The following is a 22008-nucleotide window of genomic DNA, read 5'->3' as shown; positions in this document are numbered from 1 at the left end:
CGGGACGGCCTCGCGGGGCCGTCTGCTGCTGCCGTGGCCGACGACCGGCGCGCGCGGCGAACCGGGGCGGTAGCTCAGCCGGTTAGAGCAGGGGACTCATAATCCCTTGGTCGTGGGTTCGAGTCCCACCCGCCCCACCGATGGTCTGATGCACAGTCCGGCGAGGCCGGGCCACTGACCTGCGGAAATGTCGAAATCGTCTGCGAGAACTGTAGGCGAGAGGCCGCCGGGTGACGGTGATTACACGCCCAAGTTCACCCGCATGGGAACGTGACACTGACGTTCGGCCGCGCTGAGCTGCGCGTTTGCGGGCCGAGCGGTCTCGTCCCGCGGGCTGATCGACACAGTCCCCCGGCCCCTGCGCCGGTCGGCGGGACGACCCGGGCGGGCAGTGCCTCGGGTCGCGAGCACGACACCGTCATCGGCGGCGGCCTCGTCAAGCGGTTCACATTCCCATTCGCCTCCGCCGACGGCGTCTGCAACGCCGCCGCCGGAACCAACGGGGGCGTGGGCACCGCCGTCGACAACTTCCTCCCTGTACGCCCTGCCGGACCAGCAACCGAGGCGTCCCCGTGGTGTCTGCCCAGGGCAGCCTCGGTGCGTACCTGAGGTACTGGCTGGAGAATGTCGCCGTCCACCAGCTCCGCGAGAACACCCACACCCGGTGCACCGCCTGCACGAACCGCTACCTCATCCCCGGCTTGGGAAAGAGGAAGCTCGCCAAGCTCACCGCCAAGGATGTGCGCGCCTGGCTCAACCAGCTCCGCACCACCCGCCAATGCTGCGCCCGTGGCCTCGACGCGGCCCGCGACCGGCCCCGATGCTGCGCGGCTGGCACGTGCTGCGGCAAGCAGCTCTCTCCGCTGACCCTCGCCTACATCCACTCCGTGCTCAAGTCCGCCCTGGAGCGCGCCGTCCGGGAGGAAAAGATCCCGCGCAACGTCGCGCGCAACGCGCGCATGGGAACACCCCCACCCCGCCGCTTCGAACCCCTCACCGCCGACGAGGCCCGCCAGTTCCTGGCCGCCGCCCACGGACACCGGCTGCACGCGCTGTTCGAACTCGCCCTGCGCACCGGACTGCGCAAGGGCGAACTCCTGGGCTTGCCGTGGGAAGACCTCGAGCTGGCCAGCGGCACCGGGAGCATCTCCCGCACCTCCAGCGCACCAACTCCGGTGGCCTGACCGCTCCGCCCACCAAGACCCAGAGCTCGGAGCGGCGGATCGCTCTGCCCACACCGTGCCTGCGCCCCCTTGCGCAGCACCGTGACCAGCAGCGCCAGGAACGCGAAGCGGCCGGCACCGGCTGGAAGGACAGCGGCTACGTCTTCACCCGGCCCAACGGAGCCCCCATCGAAGGGGCCACGCTCACCCGGCACTTCAGCGCCCTGCTCCGCCGGGCCAGGCTCCGCCGCATCCGCTTCCACGACCTCCGGCACTCGGCGGCGACCCTCCTCCTGGAACAGGGCGTCGAACTCGTCGTCATCAAGGAACTGTTGGGTCATGCCCACATCGGGGTGACCGCGACGGTGTACGCCCACGTCCGCCTCCGCCTCCAGCGCGACGCCATCGACTTCCTCGGCAACGCCCTCCGCGACCCTGCGACCCGGCCCGACGACGGCGACGACCCGCCACTTTGTGCAGCACCCGTCCGTTGACGTTGCCGTCAACTACTGCCGTCAAAGCACTGAAGACGCCCTCCTGGAAGCATTTCCAGGAGGGCGTCTTCACGCGCCAGATCGGCAATCAGAGAAACCTTGGTCCCACTGGGATCTGGGGCCGCGAGTTCCCGACTCTACTGAATGGATAGCGCAAGTTCGCCGCCAACCAACCTCACGGAGACGAGATGCTCATCCACTGCGATATCGGCACCAATGAGAGCCCCGACCCCGTCGACCGTTGAAGTCACAGAGAGAATCTCCAGACCATCTTCCGGGATATCAAACCCGACCGATCGCTGAGTATATTCACCCCCCGGCCGCAGGTAGTCCGGAATGCTCTGGTCCGACCTCTGATTGACTAGAAGTGACCAGTCCGTCCAGGCTGTGAATACTGCGGACGAGCCATCCTGGAACGCGATCTGAAGGGCTTCAACTACTCCCTCAGCGTCGACAATCTCGAAGACCTCGCGAGCCCTGAGGCCGCTGATGACCGGGGGATCTATCCCCTCGGGTCGAGGGCTCACGCTGCTACTCCATTGTCTGTTACATGCTCCATGTCGACCATCTCAGTCTGACACGCTCTCGCTAGCAATTGCATTGGCGCGGAGTCGCCCCATTGGACCATCCGTTCCCGCACTGTTCCAGCGAGTGCATAGTACGTGGAGAGGTTCGTGACCGTGGTTGCACCTGGTCTGCGGCCTGCTCTGAAAGCTCGTCACGGAACACCTTGATAGCACCCGATGGCTGACGGCAGTGGGACTGCTCTATGCACAGCCTCATACACCAGAGGCCCCACCAAATTCGATGGGGCCTCTGACTCATACTATGAACTCTACTGTAGCTTGCTGATGTCTAGGCATCAGTGGGGTGGCGCATGAGTATCTCGGTCAAGATAAGCCTCGACCAGGCTGATCAGATCGTCGATTAGGGCGATTTCGATATTGGCCGGAATCTGATCGATGCCGGTCCTGGCATCAAGAATTCCAGGCGCGCGCGTCGAGGCCACAACGTACGACCAGTGCACAGAGCAAGAGGAGTTCAGAATCTGGCGGGAAACCCAGTCCTGAAATCCGGACAGTGGCACGCCATCGAGCGCCACGTTGTATCCCTCAAGGAACGCCACCACCGTTGAATAGCGATCGTCGAGCACGTACATACGTCGACGGTTCTTCAGGTGGAAACAGAGCTCTCGAAATTCCATACCTTACTTGCCATCCCAGGGGGTGAAGTTTAGATATTCTCCGTACTTCCACTGATTTCGATACTGCTCGAACGCCATGCCATTTGAGCCTGTGAATCCGTCATAGACGGTGCCATCCTTGATTACCACGAAATGCTCGGCCCACTTCCCGAGCGGGTCATGCGTGGACGGGCCGAGCACCGGGGCGCCCATGGAATCCTTGACATGATAGATCGCGCCACCGATCTTGTCCTGGATTATCTTGGCGCACTCCTTGCAGTTGCGCGTGTTGGGAATCGGCCAGCCATTTGCGCCGACCTTACAGGCCGTCGAGTTATTATGCACCAGGACTGGCGTATTTCCCGCCAGTACATAGTACGTGTGGAGGTCGGCGATGGTGAGGTCGTAGGCGGCATGCGGGGCGTCGTCGTAGTTCCTTACCGTCAGGACGGTGAGGGTCTGACCGTCTGCAGTGCGGACGTTGTCGCCGGGGTGCAGGTCCGAGGCACTGGTCCAGCGATGGGTGGTTTCGTCCCAGAAGGGGTGATGCTGGGTACTGGTGAGGTTCTCCGCCTTCTCAGATCCGATGCGGTTATCAGCATCCCGAAGGGTCAGGTCAGTGAAGTGCTCATCGTCTGGCGTACGAATGGTGCGTGTGACGGGCTTGGAATCGGTGCTCCCGGCTATCGGGTCCGTTGCCTCGACCCGATCACCGATCTGGAGGGTCTCAATGGCCTTGGCCGTACCGTCTGCCAGAAGAACTTTGGTGCCCGGGGGGAAACTGTGGGTCGCACCAACCAGCGCGCCGGGAAGGGGGCATGCCGCGTTCTCGGCCGCCTCCTCGACCCTCCCCTTCCCCGCCACGCGTGCGGCGTCGTCCCCGGTCCGGGCCGCACCAACGGCGACCTCGGTGCCTTCCTCGGCGAGCTTGAGGCCCTTGCCGAGCTTGCCGATCGGTGTGAAGCCCACGACCGCCCAGGCGCAGCTGGCCTTGTCCCCGTCCGCGCAGCGCCGGACGTCGTTCACGCCGCTGAGTTCGGCCACGAGGTGGGCGAGGGAGTGCCAGGTGGCGTTGCCACCGGGCTTGACGTCGTCGACCGACCAGGAGGAAGCAGGCTTGCGCCTGCCGCTGCTGGCGTTGAAGTTGACCGTGTTGTGAACGACGAACGGCTTGTCCTGGCCCATGGCGCCGTAGACGACGTCCTCGTGCCAGTCCCAGCCGCCGTTTCCGTCGGGGCTCCAGGTCTCGGTGAGTCCGTGGGAGACCTGGCTGCCGAAGCCGCCGACCTCACCGTCGGGGCGGAGTCCGCTCGGGTCGCTGAGGTTGACGGGGTTGTTGTTGCTGTAGGCGTAGGCGTTCCACTGCTGTGGGGACGTGAGGTCGATGATCGGGTCGGGGTTGAGGAAGCGCCCGGTGGTGGGCTGGTATTCGCGGGCGCCGAGGTTGGTGAGGCCGGTGGCGTCGTCCTTGGTGCCGCCGACGAAGCCGTGGTCGCCGGCCCAGGCGGCAGGCTGGGTGCCGCGGGGGTTGCCGAACGGGTCGGAGGGGCGTCGGGCCTCGGTGAGAGTGGTTCCGTCGATGGCGAAGGTGCCGGTGCCGTGGCGATCGGCGATCTGGTAGGTGGATTTGCCGCCCTGGCGGATCAGGGTGATGCCGCCCGGGATCTGGTAGTAGCGGACGCCGGTGACGGTGTTGGCGTTGGTGTCGTAGACGAGCTCGTCGCCACCGAGGTTGATGGTGGTCTTGCCGGGATCGCGGCGGATGAGCTGGTTGCCGCCCGCGTCGTAGAGGTAGGTGGTCGGTCCGGCGGTGCCTGTCTTGGTGTAGGAGGCGAGCTTGTTCTCGCTGTTCCAGGCCAGGGCGGCGGTACCGGAGGTTTCGGTGACGGCGGTGGTGTTGCCCACCGCGTCGTACTGCGCGCTGGTTCCGGTGGTGCCGGTCGGCGCTGTGGTGGTGGAGCCGGTCAGGGCGTGCGGTCCACCCGTTCCGCCGCCGGTGTTGGCAGCGGTGGTCGGGGCGTTGACCGTCCCGGGGGCCGGGAAGGTCTGGTTGGTGGTGGTGTCCTTGGTGGTGTCACCGGACGGGTCGTGCTGGACGAGCTGGGTGCGGTTGCCGGTGAGGTCGTAGCCGTAGCTCTGCCAGTACGCGGCGGGGCCGCCGACCGTCGTCCGAAGAGGCGCCTGGGCGCCGCTGGTGGGGGCGGAGTTGGCGCAGGCGCCGATTCCGCCGACCGTGGGCTGTGCGGCCTGGGTGAGCGCGCCGGTGTCCGTCCAAGCGTTGGTCAGTCGGCCGAGGTAGTCGTAGCCGAAGCACTGGAGGTCGGTCGACGACGGGGTGTTGTCCGGGATGTCACGGATCGCCGTGAGCTGTCCGGCGGGGTTGTAGCTGTACGTGAGCTGCTGGACGGCGCCGGTGGCCGCGGTCTGCTTGTCGACGAACTGCTGCAGTGGGCGGCCGGTGGATTCGTCGTAGGTGTTTGTGAGGACAATCTGGGTGCCCCAGGGGTTCACCGTGGAGCGGATGTTACGGCCGTAGGCGTCCCAGTCCGAGGACAGGTCGTAGGTGGCCCCTCCGAACGCGCCATAGCTGCGCAGCGGTCCATAGAGGTCGTAGGTGTAGTTGATCACCTCGGCGGCGATGTCTCCGACGGCCGAGCGCCTGTCGGAGATCGGTGCACCGGAGATGGGGTCGTAGGTCGCCTGGTAGGTGTAGGTGAAGGGGGTGGTGCCCTGGCCGATCTCGGTGCCGGGGATCGTGATGGTGGTCTTGGTCGGGTGGTAGGCGGTGTCGTACGCCAGCACGGAGCTGGTGTAGGTGATACCGGAGGCGCCGTTGACGTAGCGGGTCGAGGTAGCGGGTTTGCCCTTGAGGATCGTGTCGTAGGTGAAGCCGGTCAGCTGGTTGGCAGGCGCGGCCGTACCGGAGTAGGTGCCCGTCACGCGACCGAGCAGGTCGTAGGTGTAGGCGATGGTCTGGCCGCGCGCGTCCGTGGTGGTGGCGAGACGGCCCTCGGCGTCGTAGGTCTTGGTGGCGGTGCCGGTGTCCGGGTCTGAGGTCGAGGTCTCCCGACCGCGCAGGTCGTAGCCATGACTCCAGGTGTTGCCCGCCGCGTCCTTCTGCGTGGCCAGGTGGCCGTCCGGGTTGTAGGTGTAGGTGGTGATGTCCGCGTCGGCCTGATTCCCGGTGGCGGTGGCGGTCTTGTACTGCCAGAGCTGAGCCTTGTGACCGCGTGCGTCGGTGACGGTCGAGGTCGGTGTGGCGCCCGTGGGCGGTGTGACGTCGGTCCGGTCGGCGCCGGGGTAGGCGGTGGTCGTTGTGGTCTGGGTGACGCCGTAGGCGACGAACTGCTGCGTCACGGGGCGGCCGAGGCCGTCGTAGACGTTGTATGTCTGCGCCGGGACCTTCTCTGTGAGTGTCTTGAACGGTGTGGTGCTGGGCGCCCCTTGATCGTTGTACCAGGGGCTGTTGGCCCGGGTGACGCGGCCCTGGGAGTCGTACACCGTATCGGTGATCAGTCGGCCCTTGTAGGCGGACAGGGCCGGTGTCGACTGGGACTGAACGGCCCGTCCCTCACCGTCCATGATGTCGATCTTGACGGTGTAGATGTCGTTCGCCTGCTGGTTGGGGTTCGCCTGCAGGTCGGAGGTGGTCACGGTCGGGGGCACGGCGGCGCCGTTGACCACGCCCGGAAGTGTGTAGGCGAAGGCCTTGTTGGCGCCGGCCTTGGTGTCCCGGCCCGGCAGCCACACACCGGTCGTGCGGCCGAGCTGGTCGTAGGCCTCGGTGGTCGTGCGGCCGTTGGGATCGGTCACCGCCACCGGCAGTGCACGGGCGGCGTCGTACTTGGTGGTGGTGGTGCGGCCGGTGGCTGCGTCGCTTGCGCCGGCCGGGGCCGGGCTGGTGACTGTGATGCTGTTGGGCAGTTCACCCGCGTTGGCCGCAGTGTAGGCGGTGGTGACGGTTGCGCCGTTGGGGTGCGCGCTGTCGGTGGCGTCGGGGTCGGTCGTGCTGGTGATGCGTCCGTAGCCGTCGTACGTCGAGTTGGCCGCACTGAACTGCGGGGTGCCCGCAGAGTCGAAGTGATCGAGAGTGAGTAGGGCCGTCACGTCGTGCGCGGTGCCGAACTGCCCGGTGGGCTGGCCGTCGTAGGCCGTCCTGGTCCAGGCGGTGGTGTTGGCGGCGGTGGGCGTGGCGGTGCATGCGTTGGCGCCCGAGACCCCGATGACCTCGGAGGGGAGAGCCAAGATCTGTGGGTTCGCGTTGTTGGACGCGTAGGTGGTGCGGGTGCAGATGTCCGGTAGGCCGTCGGCAGTGTCGGTCGAGGTGGAGATCCGGTTGCCGTGGGCCGGGTCGGTCGTGGTGGTCTTCGTCGTGGTGCGCCAGGTGCCGTCGGCCTTAAGTGACCGGTTGGTGGTGGTCGCGGTAGTGGTCGCGTAGCGGGCGAGGAGGGCAGGCATGCTGCCCTGGTTGTGTGTCGCCGTGGTGACCGGCCCGCTGGAGGTGTGCACCGTGTAGCCGGCGATGGTGCCGCCGGCCTGGGTGTAGGTGTCGGACTCCAGAGCACGGCCGGAGAGCCAGTCGGAGTCGGTGACGTTGCCACTCATCGGGCCGCTGGCCTGGACGCTGCGGGCGGTGCCGTTGGCGAGCAGGTCGCCGTCCATACCCTGGTAGAAGGTGGTCGACCCTTGCGACTGAGGACCGTCGTTGCCACTTCCGGTGATGGTGGTGACGGAGGCGTAGCCGCGGAACTGGTCCCAGGTGCGGTTCTTGTCCTGGATCGCGGCCGAGTCGTTGCGGTGCCAGGCGGCCTTGCCGTAGGTGTAGTTAATGACCTGCGGGATCGAACCGGGGGTGCCCGGGTTCACGGTCACGCTGGCGACCGGGTACTTCAGGAACCAGTCGTCCACGGGCGTCGCGCCGATGATCGATCCGGGCGGGTTCCACTTGACGTTGTAGCAGGATCGGGTGTCGCTGTCCGCGGAGGCCGGCATGACGTTGTTCGTCCGCGAGCAGTCGGCGGGGGCGTAGTTGACGCCGACGGTGCTGCCGGTCTCGGTGGTGATCAGCTGGATGCGGGGCCGGTTGTAGGCCGGCGGTGCCGGGACCAGGTTGGTGCCGTCCACGCGGTTGGGCAGCAGCTGGGATGTGAAGGACACCGGCGGCAGCGTGATCGAGCCGCCGGAGGCCTGGGAGTCCTGGCCGGTGCGCTGGATGGAGGCGAGCCAGGGGACCTGGGTGTTCTCGGTGGCGTTCTGCACGTTGATGAACGTGTGGTTGAGCGTGTAGGAGTCCGCTGTCTGGTAGGTGCCGTTGACCTTCACCTGGGTGGTGATGGAGGACAGCCACTTGGTGGTCCAGAACGTCGGACCGTAGACGGTGCACGGGTTGGTGGCGTCGCACTGCTGGTCCAGCGGGACATCAGGCCAGTTCGCCGCGTTGGCCGCGGTGCGCTGGGACGGATCGCAGGCCGCGGTGGAGGTGATGCACCGCTCGGAGGTGTTGAAGACGATCTTCGCGGCGGGGTTGTAGGCGCCGTTGCTGTTCAACTGGTCCGAGAGGAGCTGGCCGTAGCCGATGGTGGCGGGCACTCCGGCGCGGGTGTAGGCGGTGCTGGTGCCGTTGCCGTTGTTCTGGGCACCGCCGCGGGAGTAGTAGTTCGTCTCCGGGGCGTAGGTGTAGGTGGTCAGGTTGCCGTGCGGGTCCACGACGAAGTCGAGGTTCCAGCGCCACGCGGTCTGGCACCACGAGCCCTGGCCCTTGGCCGGGTCGTAGCACGGGTCGCCGCTGTTGGGGGAGTAGACCGGGACGGTCCACGCTGAGCCGCTGTCCGCACCAAGTGTGGTCGGGTTGCCGTTCGCGTCCGGCACGTGGTTCAGGCCGAAGTAGGACACCGTGCCATCGGTGTCGGTGACCTTGATGTAGGAGCCGTTCCAGGTGCCGTTGGTGGCTCCGGTCAGGAACTGGATCTTGGTGCCGTCGTCGTCCTTGAGCCGCCAGGTGCAGGCCGACTGCTCCATCGCCGCCGGTGCATTGGACTGGCAGGAGGAGTCGTCGGGCACCAGCTGGCCGGAGTGGCCACCCAGGGACATGGTGAGGTTCGCGCCGCCCCAGCACTGGTCACCGGAGCCGGTGATCCCGTCCAGCGAGCACGGCTTGAAGGAACGCTCGACGAAGCCGGCCCCGAGGTCCCAGCCGTCGCCGATCCAGGAGGCCTGGGCGTTCGTCGAGGAGGTCCGCCCGTCCACCGACGCGGAGTCGTAGGCCAGCGACACCTTCGGGGCCGAGCCGACGAGCGCCGGCGGCACCTGCACGGGGTAGCCGTAGGTGAACGCGCCGGACGAACTGCCGGCGGCCCAGGACTGGGAGGGGCTGAGCGGAGTCGCCGCGTAGGTGCCGGCCCCGCTCGATGCCCCCGACACCACGCCGACCGTGGTCGAGGTGGTGGTGGACCCCGCGTACACCGCCCGGGCCGTGCCGGAGGCGTCGGTGGCGGTCTTGGTGGTCGGAGTGGTCGAGGACTTCGCGATGCCCGTTCCGGTCAGCGGGACGTCGGCGACGAGCTTCTTCGCCGACGGGTCGTAGTGCGACTCCAGCGGCATCTGCTTCCGACAATCGGCGGCCTGCGGCGTCGTGGTCACGCAGCCGGGCAGGACCACCAGGTGGGCCCGGGCCGCCCAGTTCGCGCCGAACGCGGCGTCCAGGCTGGAGGTGTCGACACCCAGGCGCACCGGCGCGTCATCGCCCGAACCGGGCCGGGTGAGGGTCACCGCCACACCGGGGATTCCGGCGGTCGTCGCTGCCTTGGTGTCGGCCACGTCGATCTGGATCGTCTGGCCCGCCACCGATGAGCCGGCCAGCGGTGCGACCGTGACCGGCAGGCCCGACGCCGTGGCCTCCGCGCCGGCCTGCGGCTTCTCGCCGTCGCCCAGCGGGCGTGCCTCGGGCGCGGAGCCGAGGGTCACCGAGGCGTGGCCGCCCGCAAGCGGGTTCGGGCCCTTCGGCGGGGTCCACGCGGGCGGCACCGGGTGCTCCGGCTTCGCGGCCGGCACCGGCGCGGCATTCTGCCCCGGTACCGAGGGCGTCTTCGGAAGAGCGGTGTTCGGTGGCGACCATCTGCGCGAGTAGTCCGGCCCGTCCGCCGCGGCCGCGATCGGCAGGGGCGCCAGGAGCGAGCCGAGGATAGCTGCCGTCGTGACGGTTGCCAGCCGTGCCCGTAGTCTCCTCCCCCCGCCCTTTGCCTTCTTGAGGCCTGACCGTTGTATAAATGACACTCTTTTACATCTCCTAAAGAAATTCGACCCCCCGAACACGGGAGTCGAGTCCTGTATCCGAACTGACGGATGCTAACGAACAGCGATAACGGAGAGTCAAGTCTCGGTGACTGGTGAGGATTCTCACGTGGGTCTACGATTCGCCCCAATTTGCTGCAAGTCGGGACTTCGCCGTCGAATTGAACTGGCTGGATGTCAGTGCCGACTCCTACGGTGCCTCTGGCCTGTGCCCTTGCAGACCTTGAAATGCTCTTTGGGGGGAGATTCCCGTTTTGAACAGAACGCGCCGCCGTAACGGTGGACCAATCAGGGCCCTGGCGGCGACAGCCGTGCTTGCGCTCACGATCGGCCTTTCGGGGCCCAATGCCCACGCCGCCGACGCACCGTCGGTACCGTCGCAGGCCGCGATCGACGCCATCACCGCGAAGCAACTGCAGGAACGACCACCGGCCGGCGCAACCGAGAAGGCCATCGCCGAGGCCAAGGCCACGCAGAAGAACGTGCCGATCGACTCGCTCACGACCGAGTACAGCGAGACCATCGCCACCCCCGAAGGCCACCTCGCGCTCACCAACCACCTGGAGCAGCAGCGCGTTCGCCGGGGCGGGGTGTGGCAGGGGCTGGACGCCACCCTGGCGGCCAACCAGGACGGCACGTTCTCGCCCAAGTCCGCGGCGGGACAGGTGGCGCTGTCCAAGGGCGGGGACGGGCCGCTAGCGACGATGACCAGTGCGGACGGGAAAAGGCTTGCGCTGTCCGCCCCGTTCGCGCTTCCCTCGCCCACCGTCAGCGGTGACAGCCTGGTCTACCCGTCCGTCGCCCCCGACATCGACCTCAAGGTCACCGCCACCAAGCTCGGCGGCCTGACCACCGTCCTGGTCGTCAAGACCCAGACGGCGGCCGCCAACCCTGTCTTGAAGAACCTGCACTTCGGGACCACCCTCGACGGTGTCACCGTCAAGAGCGACGAGCACGGCAACGTCACCATGGTCGGCGACGACGGCAAGCCCCGCTGGGTCTCCCGCACCCCGCAGATGTGGGACAGCACCACCGCACCCGCCCCAACCGCCCCCGCGCCCGCGCCCGCGGCCAAGGCCGCCCTGACCTTCAGGGCAGCCGCGGCAGACGCACCCGCCCCCACGCCGACGGATGCGGGGCAGTCCCCGGCCGTCGGCTCCGACACCGGCCCCGGGACGGCCTCCAAGGTCTCCACCATGCCGGTCAAGGCCGACAACACCGGCATCGACCTCACCCCCGACCAGGACCTCCTGGCCCACGGCACCGCCCCGTACTACATCGACCCCGACTACCTGCCCTGGACCCTGACGGGCAACTCCTGGACCTGGGTCCAGTCCTCCCACACCTCCAACAACTGGATGCGCCAGGGCCCCGCGACCGCCGACCACCCGGGCGTCGGCAAGTGCGGCTACTACCCCAACGGCGGCAGCTGCTCACCCGCCGACATCGAGCGCAGCTTCTACCAGTTCGACATCAGCTCGCTCGGCGGGGCGGTCATCAACTCCGCGACGATGACCATGCAGGAGTACGTCTCCGCCGACTGGTCCTGCACCACCAAGTACCCGCTCAACCTCTACGTCACCAACGGGCCGATCGGAAACGGCACCACCTGGTCCAACCAGCCCGGACAGCAGGGGGGCCAGCTCGGCGATACGGCCTTGGTGGGCGGCTCCGGACACGACCAAGCTTGCTCCGGCAACGTGCCGTTCAGTTTCGACATCACCGGCGCGATGAAGCAGTACGTCAACTACGGGCAGCTGACCTTCGGCCTCTACGGCGACGAGAGCAACCAGTACGCCTTCAAACGCTTCACCTACCAGCCGGCGCTGTCCGTGATGTACGACCGGGTGCCCAACGTCCCCACCAACCCCGGGGTGTGGCCCGCCCCCACCACGGCCAGCCCCGCTGCGACCAACCAGTCCTGCGGTGACGGCGACAACAGCCACTGGGCGTGGCTCGGCGCCGGCTCCGCCCAGAACAACGCCGTCTGGCTCAACGCCACCGTCAGCAGCCCCACCCAGGCCCAGGCCGCGACGTGGGACCACATCTGGGACTACAACTCCTCCAACGGAGCGAGCGGCACCACGGCCCCGGTCGGCAACGGTGGCACCACCAGCTTCCAACTGCCCGCAGGTCTGATCCAGGACGGTCACGCCTACGGCTACGACATGCAGGCCACCGACCTCGTGGACGGCATGACCTGGTCCGCTCCCACACCGAACTGCTACTTCAAGGTCGACCTCACCCCTCCGACCCTCACCTTCCCCACCACGGTCACCGACACCAGTAAGCAGTTCCCGCCCAGCGGCAACGGCCAGATCCCCCAGATCTACGCCGGCCAGAGCGGCGGCATCCCCTTCACCGCCACTGACCCCAACCCCAGCGGCGGCTACACCTCCGGCGTGGTCTGCCTGCGCTGGAGCTTCGACCCCCAGCTTGTCGACGCCACCTGGCAGTGCGGCAGCTCCATGCCCACCGGCCAGATCCAGGTGACCGCCGGACGCTGGGGCACCAACGTCCTCTACATCCAGGCCGAGGACAACGCCGGCAACCTCTCACCCGTCGCGCAGTACGCCTTCTACGCCCCCTGGAACCCCAACAGCCCCGCCCCGACCTTCGGCGACGTCACCGGCGACGCCCTGCCCGACATCCTCACCGCCGACCCCAACGGCGACCTGCGCGCCTACAGCATCCCCGCAACCGCGGCCAAGGCCCCGCTCGCAGCCCCGAGGGCCAAGACCCCCGGTGGGGACTCCTGGGCCAACTACCGCATCACCCACCGCGGCAGCCTGCGCGGCGGAAACAACGTCGACGACCTCATCGTCCACAAGGACGGCGATCAGAGCCTCTACTACTACCAAAACCCCGGAAGCGCAGGCGTCACCGGCGTCTTCGACGCCAACAGCCGCTTGGCCAAGCCCGTCTGCGACCCGAAGCTGACGGACTGCACCGGCTACAACGCGAACGATTGGTCCACCACCCTGCAGATCGCCGCCAGCGGGGACCCCAGCACCACCAAGCTCGACACCAGCAAGAAGTTCCTCAACCGCACCGGCCTGTTCACCGTCGAGGCCAGCCCGGACGGCACCGGCGCCCTCTGGTTCTACCCCACGGTCAGCGACGGCATTTTCGGCTCGCCAACCAAGCTCGCCGCCACCGGCTGGAAGGGCTGGGACCTGATCTCCCCCGGTGACTGGACCGGCCAGGGCCACCCCGGCCTGTGGGCCCGCAACCAAGGCACCGGAGACCTGCGCGCCTACACCTTCATCACCGGCACCATCGCCATCAGCGACGGTTACGGCGGCAGCATCAACAACCCCACCCTCACAAGCATCGCCACCGACACCAAGATCGGCTACGGCGTCACCAGCGCCAACTGGCCCGTCATCGGCTCCGACGGCGACCTCACCGGCATCGGCTCGCCCACCCTCTGGGCCCTGAGCCCCAATGGCGTCATCCAGACCTTCACGGGCCACTCCACCACCACCGACCCCTACTTCACCTGGACGAATGGCTGGGTCAACGCCCTGAGCCTCTACGCCGAGAACAGCCCCGTCACCTACGCCGCCCAGACCGGCAAGTGCATGGACATCGCCAACGCCGTCAACGCCAACGGCACCGCCGTCCAGCTGTACGACTGCAATGGCAGCAACGCCCAGAAATGGACCTTCGAACCCGACGGCAGCCTCCGCGCCCTCGGCAAGTGCCTCGACGCCACCGCACGCGGCACCGCCAACGGCACCCCCCTGCAGATCTGGGACTGCGGCAACGGCGCACCGCAGCAGACCTTCGTCCCCCGGCCCGACGGCAGCCTCTACAACCCGGTATCCGGCCGCTGCATCGACCTCCCCGGCGGCACCACAACCAACACCGCCCGACTCCAACTCTGGGACTGCAATGGCAGCCCTGCCCAGAAGTGGAATGCCCTGGTGCGCAGCTGAACACCAGAGCATCCAGCTGACCCGGACAGGCACCCTACCCGCTTGCCGGGTAGGGGTACCTGCACCACCCTCTACCTTCATCGGGTCCCGCTGCTTCCCATTCCACGTCGCTGATCAGCGAGAGCGGAGAAGCCCTGCTAACGCACTGGCTGCCGTTCGGTGTACAGGGTCTTCACGGGGCGCGGGTTCTCGGCTCCGGGTCCCGGTAGGGTTGAACCAGACATGAGAAGGTGGCTCTGGCCCCCAAGTATTGGGAGCCAGAGCCACTTTCCTTGGGAAAGGTTCTCCTTTGGTCCGCAGTTTGAAAGCCCGTTGACTTGCCGTTCGGCAGCGGTATGGACTGGCGGATGCTCTTCGGGCCTGCCCAGATGAGAACGTCATGGGAACGGCGTGACGGTGCAACCGAATGCAAGGCAGTGCAGTACAAGGCCGCTAGCACCTTCCTGAGCTGGGGAAACGCCCAGGATGGTGCCAAGCAGTGCAATGTGGCGCGGGTGGCCTGACGACTCATAATCCCTTGGTCGTGGGTTCGAGTCCCACCCGCCCCACCTCTGCGACGCGTGACGAGTGTCGTACGACCGTTCGTCGGCGGGGCGCCTGAACTGGCGCCTTCACCGCCCGTGACGACGGAGAGTCTAGAGCGCGGCCCCCTCTTCCGGTCGGTGGCGCGCCGGAATTCACCCGGCCGTGGGCATCGCCCCGGCGTCCCCTGACGCGTTCGCGCCGAACCCCGCGCCGCCCTCCCGTGTTTCTTCCGTCCCGGCCCTGGTGCACCGCGCGAAAAAAGTGATATCACTTTGACAGCTGCAGCGGACGTCCGCGCGGCGCACATCGCACAAGGGGGGAGTCGGTCCCATGACCGCACCGCACGTCTCCGTCGAGGACGGCCCCGTCCTCGACCTCCCGGCCCCGAAGGTCACCGAGCGGGTGATCACCGGCGCCCCGGGGCTGCCGGTGCTGGGCGGCGCCCTGCTGGGCGTGCTCGCCGGGCTCGCCGGACTGATCACCGGCGGGGTCCAACTCGCCGGCGGCAACAAGGGTTCGGGCGTTCCGCTGGTGGTCCTCGGACCGCTGCTGCTGCTCGGCTCGCTGGTCCTGCTCTGCGGGCTGACGGTGGTCTCGCCCGGCTCGGCCCGGGTGGTCCAGCTGCTCGGCACCTACCGGGGGACGATCCGCGCCGAGGGGATCAGCTGGCTGAACCCGTTCACCAGCCGCCGGCACATCTCGCTGCGGATCCGCAACCACGAGACCGAGACCGCGAAGGTCAACGACGCGGACGGCAACCCGATCGAGATCGCCGCCGTGGTGGTCTGGCAGGTCGAGGACTCCGCGATGGCGGTGTTCGAGGTGGACGACTACGTCGACTTCGTCGCCATCCAGACCGAGACGGCCGTCCGGCACATCGCCACCAGCTACCCGTACGACGCCCACCACGAGGGGCAGTTGTCGCTGCGCGACGGCGCCGACGAGATCGCCCGCAAGCTGTCCGCCGAGATCGCCGCCCGGGTCGCCTCGGCCGGTGTGCGGGTCGTCGAGTCCCGGATCACCCGGCTCGCCTACGCGCCCGAGGTCGCCCAGGTGATGCTCCAGCGGCAGCAGGCCGGGGCCGTGGTGGCCGCCCGGCGGCTGATCGTCGAGGGCGCCGTCGGTATGGTCGAGGAGGCCTTGGACCGGCTCGCCGAGCGGGACGTGGTGGAGTTGGACGAGGAGCGCAAGGCCGCCATGGTGAGCAACCTCCTGGTGGTGCTCTGCGGCGACCGGGGCACCCAGCCCGTCGTGAACACGGGCTCCCTCTACCAGTAAGGGCGCGGCGTTGGCGACGGAACGGAAGAAGCTCCTGTTGCGACTGGATCCTTCGGTTCACGACGCACTGGCGAGGTGGGCCGCGGACGAACTGCGCAGCACCAACGCCCAGATCGAGTTCGTGCTCCGCCGCGCCCTCGGTGAGGCCGGCCGGATGCCCAGCGGCGCGGCCCGGCTTCCCCGGCGCGGCCGACCGCCCAAGGAGAGCCCGGAGGACGGCGGTCCCGCCGAGGACTGACCGCAGCGGCCGGGCGCTCCGCAGATCGTCCCAGATCCTTCGGAGAACGAGATGGACCTTCCCGTCAATCTGCCCGAGAAGCTCTACCTGCTCGCCTACGACCCCGAGCGCGGGCGGCTCACCCGCACGACCGACCTGGACCTGGCCCTGCGGGCGGCGGCGCTCACCGAGCTCCTGCGCCGCGGGCTGATCCGTGACGACGGCCGGCACCCGGCCGCCGTCGACGGCCCGACCGGCGGGCTCGACCCGCTCTCCGCCGCGCTGCTGGAGCAGATCCGCCAAGGGCGGCGGCGCACCTGGTGGAGCTGGATCGGGCGCCGGGGGAGGTCGGCGCGGGTGGTCCGCGACGGGCTCGCGGCCGCCGGGCGGATCCGGGTCGAGGAGCACCGGGTGCTCGGGCTCTTCCCGGTCGCCCGGGTCACCCTGACGGAGCCCCGGATGCGCAAGACGCTGGCGGCGAGCCTCACGTCGGCGCTGAGCGGCCCGTTCAGCCGGGTCGACCCGGCGGACGCGGCCCTGGTCGCCCTGGTCGACGCGGCCCGGCTCAGCCCGGCCATGACCTGGCGCCGACGGCGCGAGTTCCGGGCCCGGATCGACAAGCTGGCCCCGGCCGCCGGGCCGGTCCCGCGCGCCCTGCGCCGGGCCGTCAACGCGAAGTACGCGGACGGCGGGGCGGCCTGATCCCCCCGGATGCCGCCTGCCGGCCCGGACGCCGGACGGGCGTCCGGGCCGGTGCGCGTCCGGGGCCCGTAAGCTGGCCGGATGCTCGAACCCGCCCTGCTGCCGACCCCGCTGGTGGACTGCACCGACGGGGTGTTCGCCCGGGCCGGGGTGGAGCTGCGGCTCAAGCGGGACGACCTGCTGCACCCGACCGTCCCCGGCAACAAGTGGCGCAAGCTGGCCCCGAACCTGGCCGCCGCCGTCGAGCAGGGGCACACCCGGCTGCTGACCTTCGGCGGCGCCTACTCGACCCACCTGCGGGCGGTCGCGGCCGCCGCCGACGCGCTCGGTCTGGAGAGCGTCGGGCTGGTGCGCGGCGAGGAGCTGGCCGACCGGCCGCGCAACTGGTCGCTGCGGGCCGCCGAACGCTCCGGCATGCGGCTGGAGTTCCTCACCCGGACCGCCTACCGGGAGGCCACCGGCCGGGCCGGCGACGGCGACGGTACGGAACTGGAGCGCCGCTGGGGCCGTTGCCTGGTGCTCCCGGAGGGCGGCTCCAACGCCCTGGCCGCGATCGGTGCGGCCGCGATCCCGGCCGAACTGCCGGACCTGGCCGGGCACGACGTGGTCTGCTGCCCGGTGGGCACCGGCGGCACCCTGGCCGGGATCGCGGCGGGCCTGCCGCCGGACGCCCGGGCGCTCGGGGTGGCCGTACTGCGCGGCGGCGAGGGCTACCTGGAGGCGGAGGTCGCCCGGCTGCACCGGGCCGGGTTCGGGCGGGAGTTCGCCAACTGGCGGATCGACCACGCCCACCACGGCGGCGGCTACGGCAAGGTCCCGGCCGAACTCGCCGCCTTCGCCACGGAGTTCGATCGCCGCCACGGCATCCCGGTGGAACTCCGGTACGTCGCCAAGCTGCTCGCCGCGCTGGCCGACCTGGCCGCGGCGGGTGCCTTCGCACCCGGCACCCGCCTGACGGCCGTGGTCACCGGCCTGCCGGATCCGGAGTGGACGGGGTCCTAGGACCCGAAGGTCAGGTCGGCGCAGGGGTCGGTGTCGGCGCCGCGGGTGTTCTCCGCTATGCCGGTCGGGATCCCGCTGGGCGCGGTGGCCGTGGGCGAGGGCGCGGTCACCGAGTTCAGCTGGGTGCCGGCCGCCCGGTAGTCCGCGCCGAGGGTGACGGTGATCGCGCCCGAGCCGGGCTCCTCGACGGCGCCGGCGCCGGGGAAGAGTGCGACGACCTGGTCGGCGGCGGCCTTGAGCGCCGGGTCGTAGGAGACCTCGGTGTGCTGCTTGCCGGGGTTGTTGGAGCCGAGGGTGACGTTCTGGAAGCCGCGTCCCTTGAGGGTCTCGGCGCCGGAGCCGGCCAGGCCGGCGGTGCCGACGCCGTTGACCACGGTGACCGGGGCGGCGGCCTGCTCGGGGGTGAGCGGCGCGTTCGTCCCGGGGCCCGCGCTCGGCGAGGCGGAGGCGGTGGCGGTGGCCGCGCCGGTGCCGGCGGTGCTCTGCCCGTCCAGGGTGCGGTCCTCGCGCAGCAGCTTCCACAGCGCGTCGGCGTCCGGCTGGACCAGCCGCACCCGCTCCCCGGCGAAGCGCCAGGGGGCGGTGACGAAGGTGACGTCGGAGAGCTTGATGTCCTCCATCGAGCGGGCGAAGTCCACCAGCTTCATCGCGGTGCCGAGGCCCTCGTCCACGGTGAGCGACTTGGTGGCGGCGTCGGCCAGCGGCAGCAGCGTGGGCAGCGAGAAGCCCTGGGACTGGACCTTCTTGATCATCGAGGAGAGGAAGGCCTGCTGGCGCTTCATCCGGCCTATGTCGGAGTTGTCGCCGATGCCGTGCCGGGTCCGCAGGTAGTCGACCGCGGACTTCCCGGAGAGCTTCTGCATCCCCTTCTTGAGCTGGATGCCGTACTCGTTGACGTCGTTGGGCACGCAGGCGTCCACGCCGCCGATGGCGTCGGTCATCGCGGCGGCGCCCTTGAAGTCGACCACGATGGTGTGGTCGACCCGCAGCCCGGTGAGCTTCTCCACGGTGTTCTGGGTGCAGGCCGGGTTGCCCTTGGCGAGTTCGCCGAGGCTGAACGCCGAGTTGAACATCTGGTCGTTGCGGGGCTTGGTCCAGGTGCCGTCCGCGAGCTTGCAGGACGGGATGGTGACCAGGGTGTCGCGGGGGATCGAGACCCCGACGGCGTGCTTGTGGTCGGCGTAGACGTGCACCAGGATCGCGGTGTCCGAGTTGCCGACGCCCTCGTCGCCGCCGCCCAGCGAGTTGTTCCCGTCGTCGCGGGTGTCCGAGCCGAGCAGCAGGATGTTGACCGGCACCTGGGCGCCGGGGCTGGCCGGCACGGGGGCCGGCGGGCGCTCGGTGGCGACGCCGCCCGCGTCGAAGGTGGTGATGTTGTTGTCCAGCCGGTGGTAGAACCAGGCCCCCGCCCCCACGACCGACAGCACCAGAACGGCGGCCAGGCCGATGGCGGTCCGCAGGTAGCGGCGCCGGCGCGTGCTGCTGCTCATCCCCGTGCCCCCCGTCTTCAGGTTTCTCGCGTTCGATGTTCGAACGTTAGACGTTCCGGAAGGCTGTTCGGTTACCCCCTGGGGGCGGGCGAATCGGGCGGCGGGGCTGTGATGCTGGTCACGCGCCGGGGCCGGCGGCGCCGGTGAGCATCCGCCGGAGGAGGTCCCGCAGGACGGTGCGCTCCTGCGGGCCGAGCGCGGCGAGCGGCTCGCGGGCGAAGTTGAGCGACTCGCGCAGCTCCTCGGAGGCGGCCGCGCCGGTCTCGGTGGCGGCGACCAGCTTGACCCGGCGGTCCTGCCGGTCGGCCTCCCGGGTGACGAAGCCGCGGGCCTCCAGCCGGTCGACGATGCCGGTGATGTTGGAGGGCTCGCAGCTGAGCGTCTGGGCGATGTGCCGCATCGGCAGCGGGCCGCGCCGCAGCAGTGCGAGCACCTTGGCCTGGGCGCCGGTGAGCGAGCGGGCCGCGGCGGCCTCCTCGTACTCGCGGTGGAACAGGGCGACCAGGTTGGCCATCAGGTCGACGACCTCGCGGGTGATCTCGTCGGACTGCGGCGTGGCGACCTCGGTCTGCTGGGTGTCCATGCCCCAGAGTCTACCTGAAAAGTTGACAACATGAACCTTTCATGTCCATCGTTACTTCAGTTGCTCAACCTTTTACCTGCCGAAACCCCCCTCCAAGGAGCACTTCCATGGCAGAGCAGGCCGCCCCCGTGACCGCCCGTGAATGGCACCTCGCCGCCCGCCCCCAGGGCTGGCCCGTGCCCGCCGACTTCGCCCTGGTCGAGGCCCCGGTCCGGACCCCGGGCCCGGGCGAGATCCTGGTCCGCAACACCCACCTCTCGGTCGACCCGTACATGCGCGGCCGGATGAACGACGTCAAGTCCTACGTGCCCCCGTTCCAGCTCGGCCAGGCGATGGACGGCGGCGCGGTCGGCTACGTGGTCGCCTCCGAGGCCGAGGGCTTCGCCCCCGGCGACGCCGTGCTGCACGGGCTCGGCTGGCGCGAGTACGCCACCGTGGACGCGAAGCGCGCGGTCAAGGTCGACCCGGCCGCCGCCCCACTCTCCGCCTACCTCGGCGTGCTCGGCATGCCCGGCCTGACCGCCTACGCCGGACTGCTCTCCGTCGGCGCCCTCAAGGAGGGCGACAAGGTCTTCGTCTCCGGCGCGGCCGGCGCCGTCGGCTCGCTGGTCGGCCAGATCGCCCGGCTCAAGGGCGCCTCGCTGGTGGTCGGCTCGGCCGGCTCGGCGGACAAGGTCGCCAAGCTGGTGGACGAGTACGGCTTCGACGCGGCCTTCAACTACAAGGACGCCCCGGTCGCCGAGCAGCTCGCGAAGGCCGCCCCGGAGGGCATCGACCTCTACTTCGACAACGTCGGCGGGGACCACCTGGAGGCCGCGATCGGCGCCCTCGGCGTGCACGGCCGCGCGGTGCTCTGCGGCGCGATCGCCCAGTACAACGACACCACCCCGCCCGCCGCCCCGCGCAACCTGGCGATGGCGATCGGCAAGCGGCTGCGCCTGGAGGGCATGCTGGTCGGCGACCACGCCGCCCTGCAGCCGCAGTTCGTGGCCGAGGTGGGCGGCTGGCTGCGCTCCGGCGAGCTGCGCTCCGGGGAGACCGTGGTGGACGGCTTCGAGAACGCCGCCGAGGCCTTCCTCGACCTGCTCCGCGGCGTCAACACCGGCAAGATGGTCGTCCGCCTGGACGGCTGACCCTCCGTCAGGGTCCTTGATCCGGAGCCGAACCCGCCCCGCCGCCCCGACCGGGCGCGCGGGGCGGTTCGCGTGCAGGGCGCAGGGGATCCGGTCGCACTACCGCATTCCGGCCGGATCCGAAAGTGCGTCATCCATCGCCCCGCGCCGCGCGGTACGGTGGTCCCGCCTGGCGATGGGGCCGTTCGGGGGAGAGATCCGGCCGAGGGGTAGACCTCGTTGAGGATTCGACTAGCATTGAGCGAAAGCCTGTCCGTTTTGCTCAATTTAGTAGCTTAATGTCGGCTAACGTGGGTAACTGTGGATCAACTGCAGGCACGAGGCAGCTGGGGAAGGCGACCCTCGTCCACAGCCTGGAGGTCCCGGTGACGACACGTGGAGTTCTCTACATCCACTCCGCGCCCCGCGCGCTGTGCCCGCACGTCGAGTGGGCCGTCGCGGGGGTGCTCGGTGTGCGGGTGAGCCTGGACTGGATCCGCCAGCCGGCCGCACCCGGGCACTGGCGTGCCGAGCTCTCCTGGCAGGGGGAGCCCGGCACCGCTTCGAAGCTCGCCTCCGCGCTGCGCGGCTGGCAGCTGATGCGGTACGAGGTGACCAGCGAGCCCTGCGCCACGGCGGAGGGGGAGCGGTACAGCAGCACGCCCGCGCTCGGCATCTTCCACGCCGTCACGGGCATCCACGGCGACATCCTGATCCCCGAGGACCGGCTGCGGGCCGTCCTGCTGCGGGCCCGCAGCGAGGGGGCCGACCTGGAGGCCGAGATCTCCCGGCTGCTGGGCAAGCCCTGGGACGACGAGCTGGAGCCGTTCCGCTACGCGGGCGAGGGCGCGCCGGTGCGCTGGCTGCACCAGGTGGTCTGAGCCCGCGGGACGACATGACGGAGGGGGGGGGGGGGGGGGGGGGGGGGGCGCGGGGGGGGGGGGGGGGGGGGGGGGGGGGGGAAGGGAGGGGGGGGGGGGGGGGGGAGGGGGGGTGGGGGGAGGGGGGTGGGGGGGGGGGGGGGGTCG

At 69.4% G+C, this 22008-nt stretch carries 12 protein-coding genes, 1 tRNA gene and 1 pseudogene; 9 read left to right on the top strand and 5 right to left on the bottom strand.

The window, feature by feature from the left end:
• Nucleotides 1-63: 63 nt before the first annotated feature.
• Both ACZ58X_RS21080 and ACZ58X_RS21075 read left to right on the top strand, forming a co-directional pair.
• A tRNA-Ile gene (locus ACZ58X_RS21080) sits at nt 64-137 on the top strand.
• A 417-nt stretch (nt 138-554) separates the two neighbouring features.
• Nucleotides 555-1657 (top strand): annotated as a pseudogene (locus ACZ58X_RS21075) (tyrosine-type recombinase/integrase); the annotation flags it as partial.
• A gap of 137 nt (nt 1658-1794) precedes the next feature.
• On the opposite strand, the gene ACZ58X_RS21070 reads toward ACZ58X_RS21075, so the two are convergent.
• From ACZ58X_RS21070 to ACZ58X_RS21060, 3 genes are all read right to left on the bottom strand, one after another.
• A complete protein-coding gene (locus ACZ58X_RS21070) occupies nt 1795-2184 on the bottom strand; it encodes a hypothetical protein (protein WP_470335135.1) in 390 nt (129 codons plus the stop codon).
• A gap of 335 nt (nt 2185-2519) precedes the next feature.
• Nucleotides 2520-2816 carry a hypothetical protein gene (locus ACZ58X_RS21065; protein ID WP_470335134.1) on the bottom strand — a complete coding sequence of 99 codons (297 nt, stop codon included), beginning with the start codon at nt 2814-2816 and terminating at the stop codon, nt 2520-2522.
• 48 nt (nt 2817-2864) lie between these two features.
• On the bottom strand, nt 2865-9890 hold the full coding sequence (locus ACZ58X_RS21060; protein ID WP_470335133.1) for a polymorphic toxin-type HINT domain-containing protein: 7026 nt from the start codon (nt 9888-9890) through the stop codon (nt 2865-2867).
• A gap of 551 nt (nt 9891-10441) precedes the next feature.
• Between ACZ58X_RS21060 and ACZ58X_RS21055 the strand changes: the two genes are divergently transcribed.
• The 5 genes from ACZ58X_RS21055 (at nt 10442) to ACZ58X_RS21035 (ending at nt 17795) form a co-directional block, all read left to right on the top strand.
• Complete coding sequence (locus ACZ58X_RS21055; RefSeq protein ID WP_470335132.1) at nt 10442-14071, top strand: ricin-type beta-trefoil lectin domain protein; 3630 nt, start codon at nt 10442-10444, stop codon at nt 14069-14071.
• A gap of 855 nt (nt 14072-14926) precedes the next feature.
• Nucleotides 14927-15874 (top strand): SPFH domain-containing protein, encoded by a 948-nt coding sequence (locus tag ACZ58X_RS21050; RefSeq protein WP_470335131.1) that lies wholly within the window; start codon nt 14927-14929, stop codon nt 15872-15874.
• A 10-nt stretch (nt 15875-15884) separates the two neighbouring features.
• Nucleotides 15885-16112 (top strand): type II toxin-antitoxin system antitoxin, encoded by a 228-nt coding sequence (locus tag ACZ58X_RS21045; protein ID WP_380401618.1) that lies wholly within the window; start codon nt 15885-15887, stop codon nt 16110-16112.
• Between the two features lie 51 nt (nt 16113-16163).
• Nucleotides 16164-16793: a GOLPH3/VPS74 family protein gene (locus ACZ58X_RS21040; RefSeq protein WP_470335130.1), complete on the top strand. Its 630-nt coding sequence runs from the start codon at nt 16164-16166 to the stop codon at nt 16791-16793.
• Between the two features lie 81 nt (nt 16794-16874).
• The gene (locus tag ACZ58X_RS21035; protein ID WP_470335129.1) at nt 16875-17795 is read left to right on the top strand and encodes a 1-aminocyclopropane-1-carboxylate deaminase/D-cysteine desulfhydrase; all 921 of its coding nucleotides are present in this window, start codon (nt 16875-16877) and stop codon (nt 17793-17795) included.
• On the opposite strand, the gene ACZ58X_RS21030 is transcribed toward ACZ58X_RS21035, so the two are convergent.
• The gene (locus tag ACZ58X_RS21030) at nt 17792-19285 is read right to left on the bottom strand and encodes an LCP family protein (protein WP_470335128.1); all 1494 of its coding nucleotides are present in this window, start codon (nt 19283-19285) and stop codon (nt 17792-17794) included. The two genes, ACZ58X_RS21035 and ACZ58X_RS21030, sit on opposite strands and share 4 nt — an antisense overlap.
• 118 nt (nt 19286-19403) lie before the next feature.
• A complete protein-coding gene (locus tag ACZ58X_RS21025; RefSeq protein ID WP_470335127.1) occupies nt 19404-19868 on the bottom strand; it encodes a MarR family winged helix-turn-helix transcriptional regulator in 465 nt (154 codons plus the stop codon).
• Between the two features lie 107 nt (nt 19869-19975).
• On the opposite strand from ACZ58X_RS21025, the gene ACZ58X_RS21020 reads away from it, so the two are divergent.
• Nucleotides 19976-21001, top strand: a complete 1026-nt coding sequence (locus tag ACZ58X_RS21020; RefSeq protein ID WP_470335126.1) for an NADP-dependent oxidoreductase — start codon at nt 19976-19978, stop codon at nt 20999-21001.
• A 365-nt stretch (nt 21002-21366) separates the two neighbouring features.
• A complete protein-coding gene (locus ACZ58X_RS21015) occupies nt 21367-21861 on the top strand; it encodes a DUF3145 domain-containing protein (RefSeq protein ID WP_360228547.1) in 495 nt (164 codons plus the stop codon).
• Nucleotides 21862-22008: the final 147 nt, after the last annotated feature.

The sequence above is a fragment of the Kitasatospora sp. NPDC040550 genome (genome assembly GCF_055594965.1).
The sequence above is the reverse complement of the archived record's forward strand: the minus strand, read 5'-3'. Positions and strand labels throughout refer to the sequence as shown.

Excerpts from the sequence above, each read along its gene's own strand:
- ACZ58X_RS21065 (WP_470335134.1), bottom strand. The coding sequence starts at position 2,816 with ATGTACGTGCTCGACGATCGCTATTCAACGGTGGTGGCGTTCCTTGAG.
- ACZ58X_RS21050 (WP_470335131.1), top strand. The coding sequence starts at position 14,927 with ATGACCGCACCGCACGTCTCCGTCGAGGACGGCCCCGTCCTCGACCTC.
- ACZ58X_RS21040 (WP_470335130.1), top strand. The coding sequence starts at position 16,164 with ATGGACCTTCCCGTCAATCTGCCCGAGAAGCTCTACCTGCTCGCCTAC.
- ACZ58X_RS21035 (WP_470335129.1), top strand. The coding sequence starts at position 16,875 with ATGCTCGAACCCGCCCTGCTGCCGACCCCGCTGGTGGACTGCACCGAC.
- ACZ58X_RS21030 (WP_470335128.1), bottom strand. The coding sequence starts at position 19,285 with ATGAGCAGCAGCACGCGCCGGCGCCGCTACCTGCGGACCGCCATCGGC.
- ACZ58X_RS21025 (WP_470335127.1), bottom strand. The coding sequence starts at position 19,868 with ATGGACACCCAGCAGACCGAGGTCGCCACGCCGCAGTCCGACGAGATC.
- ACZ58X_RS21020 (WP_470335126.1), top strand. The coding sequence starts at position 19,976 with ATGGCAGAGCAGGCCGCCCCCGTGACCGCCCGTGAATGGCACCTCGCC.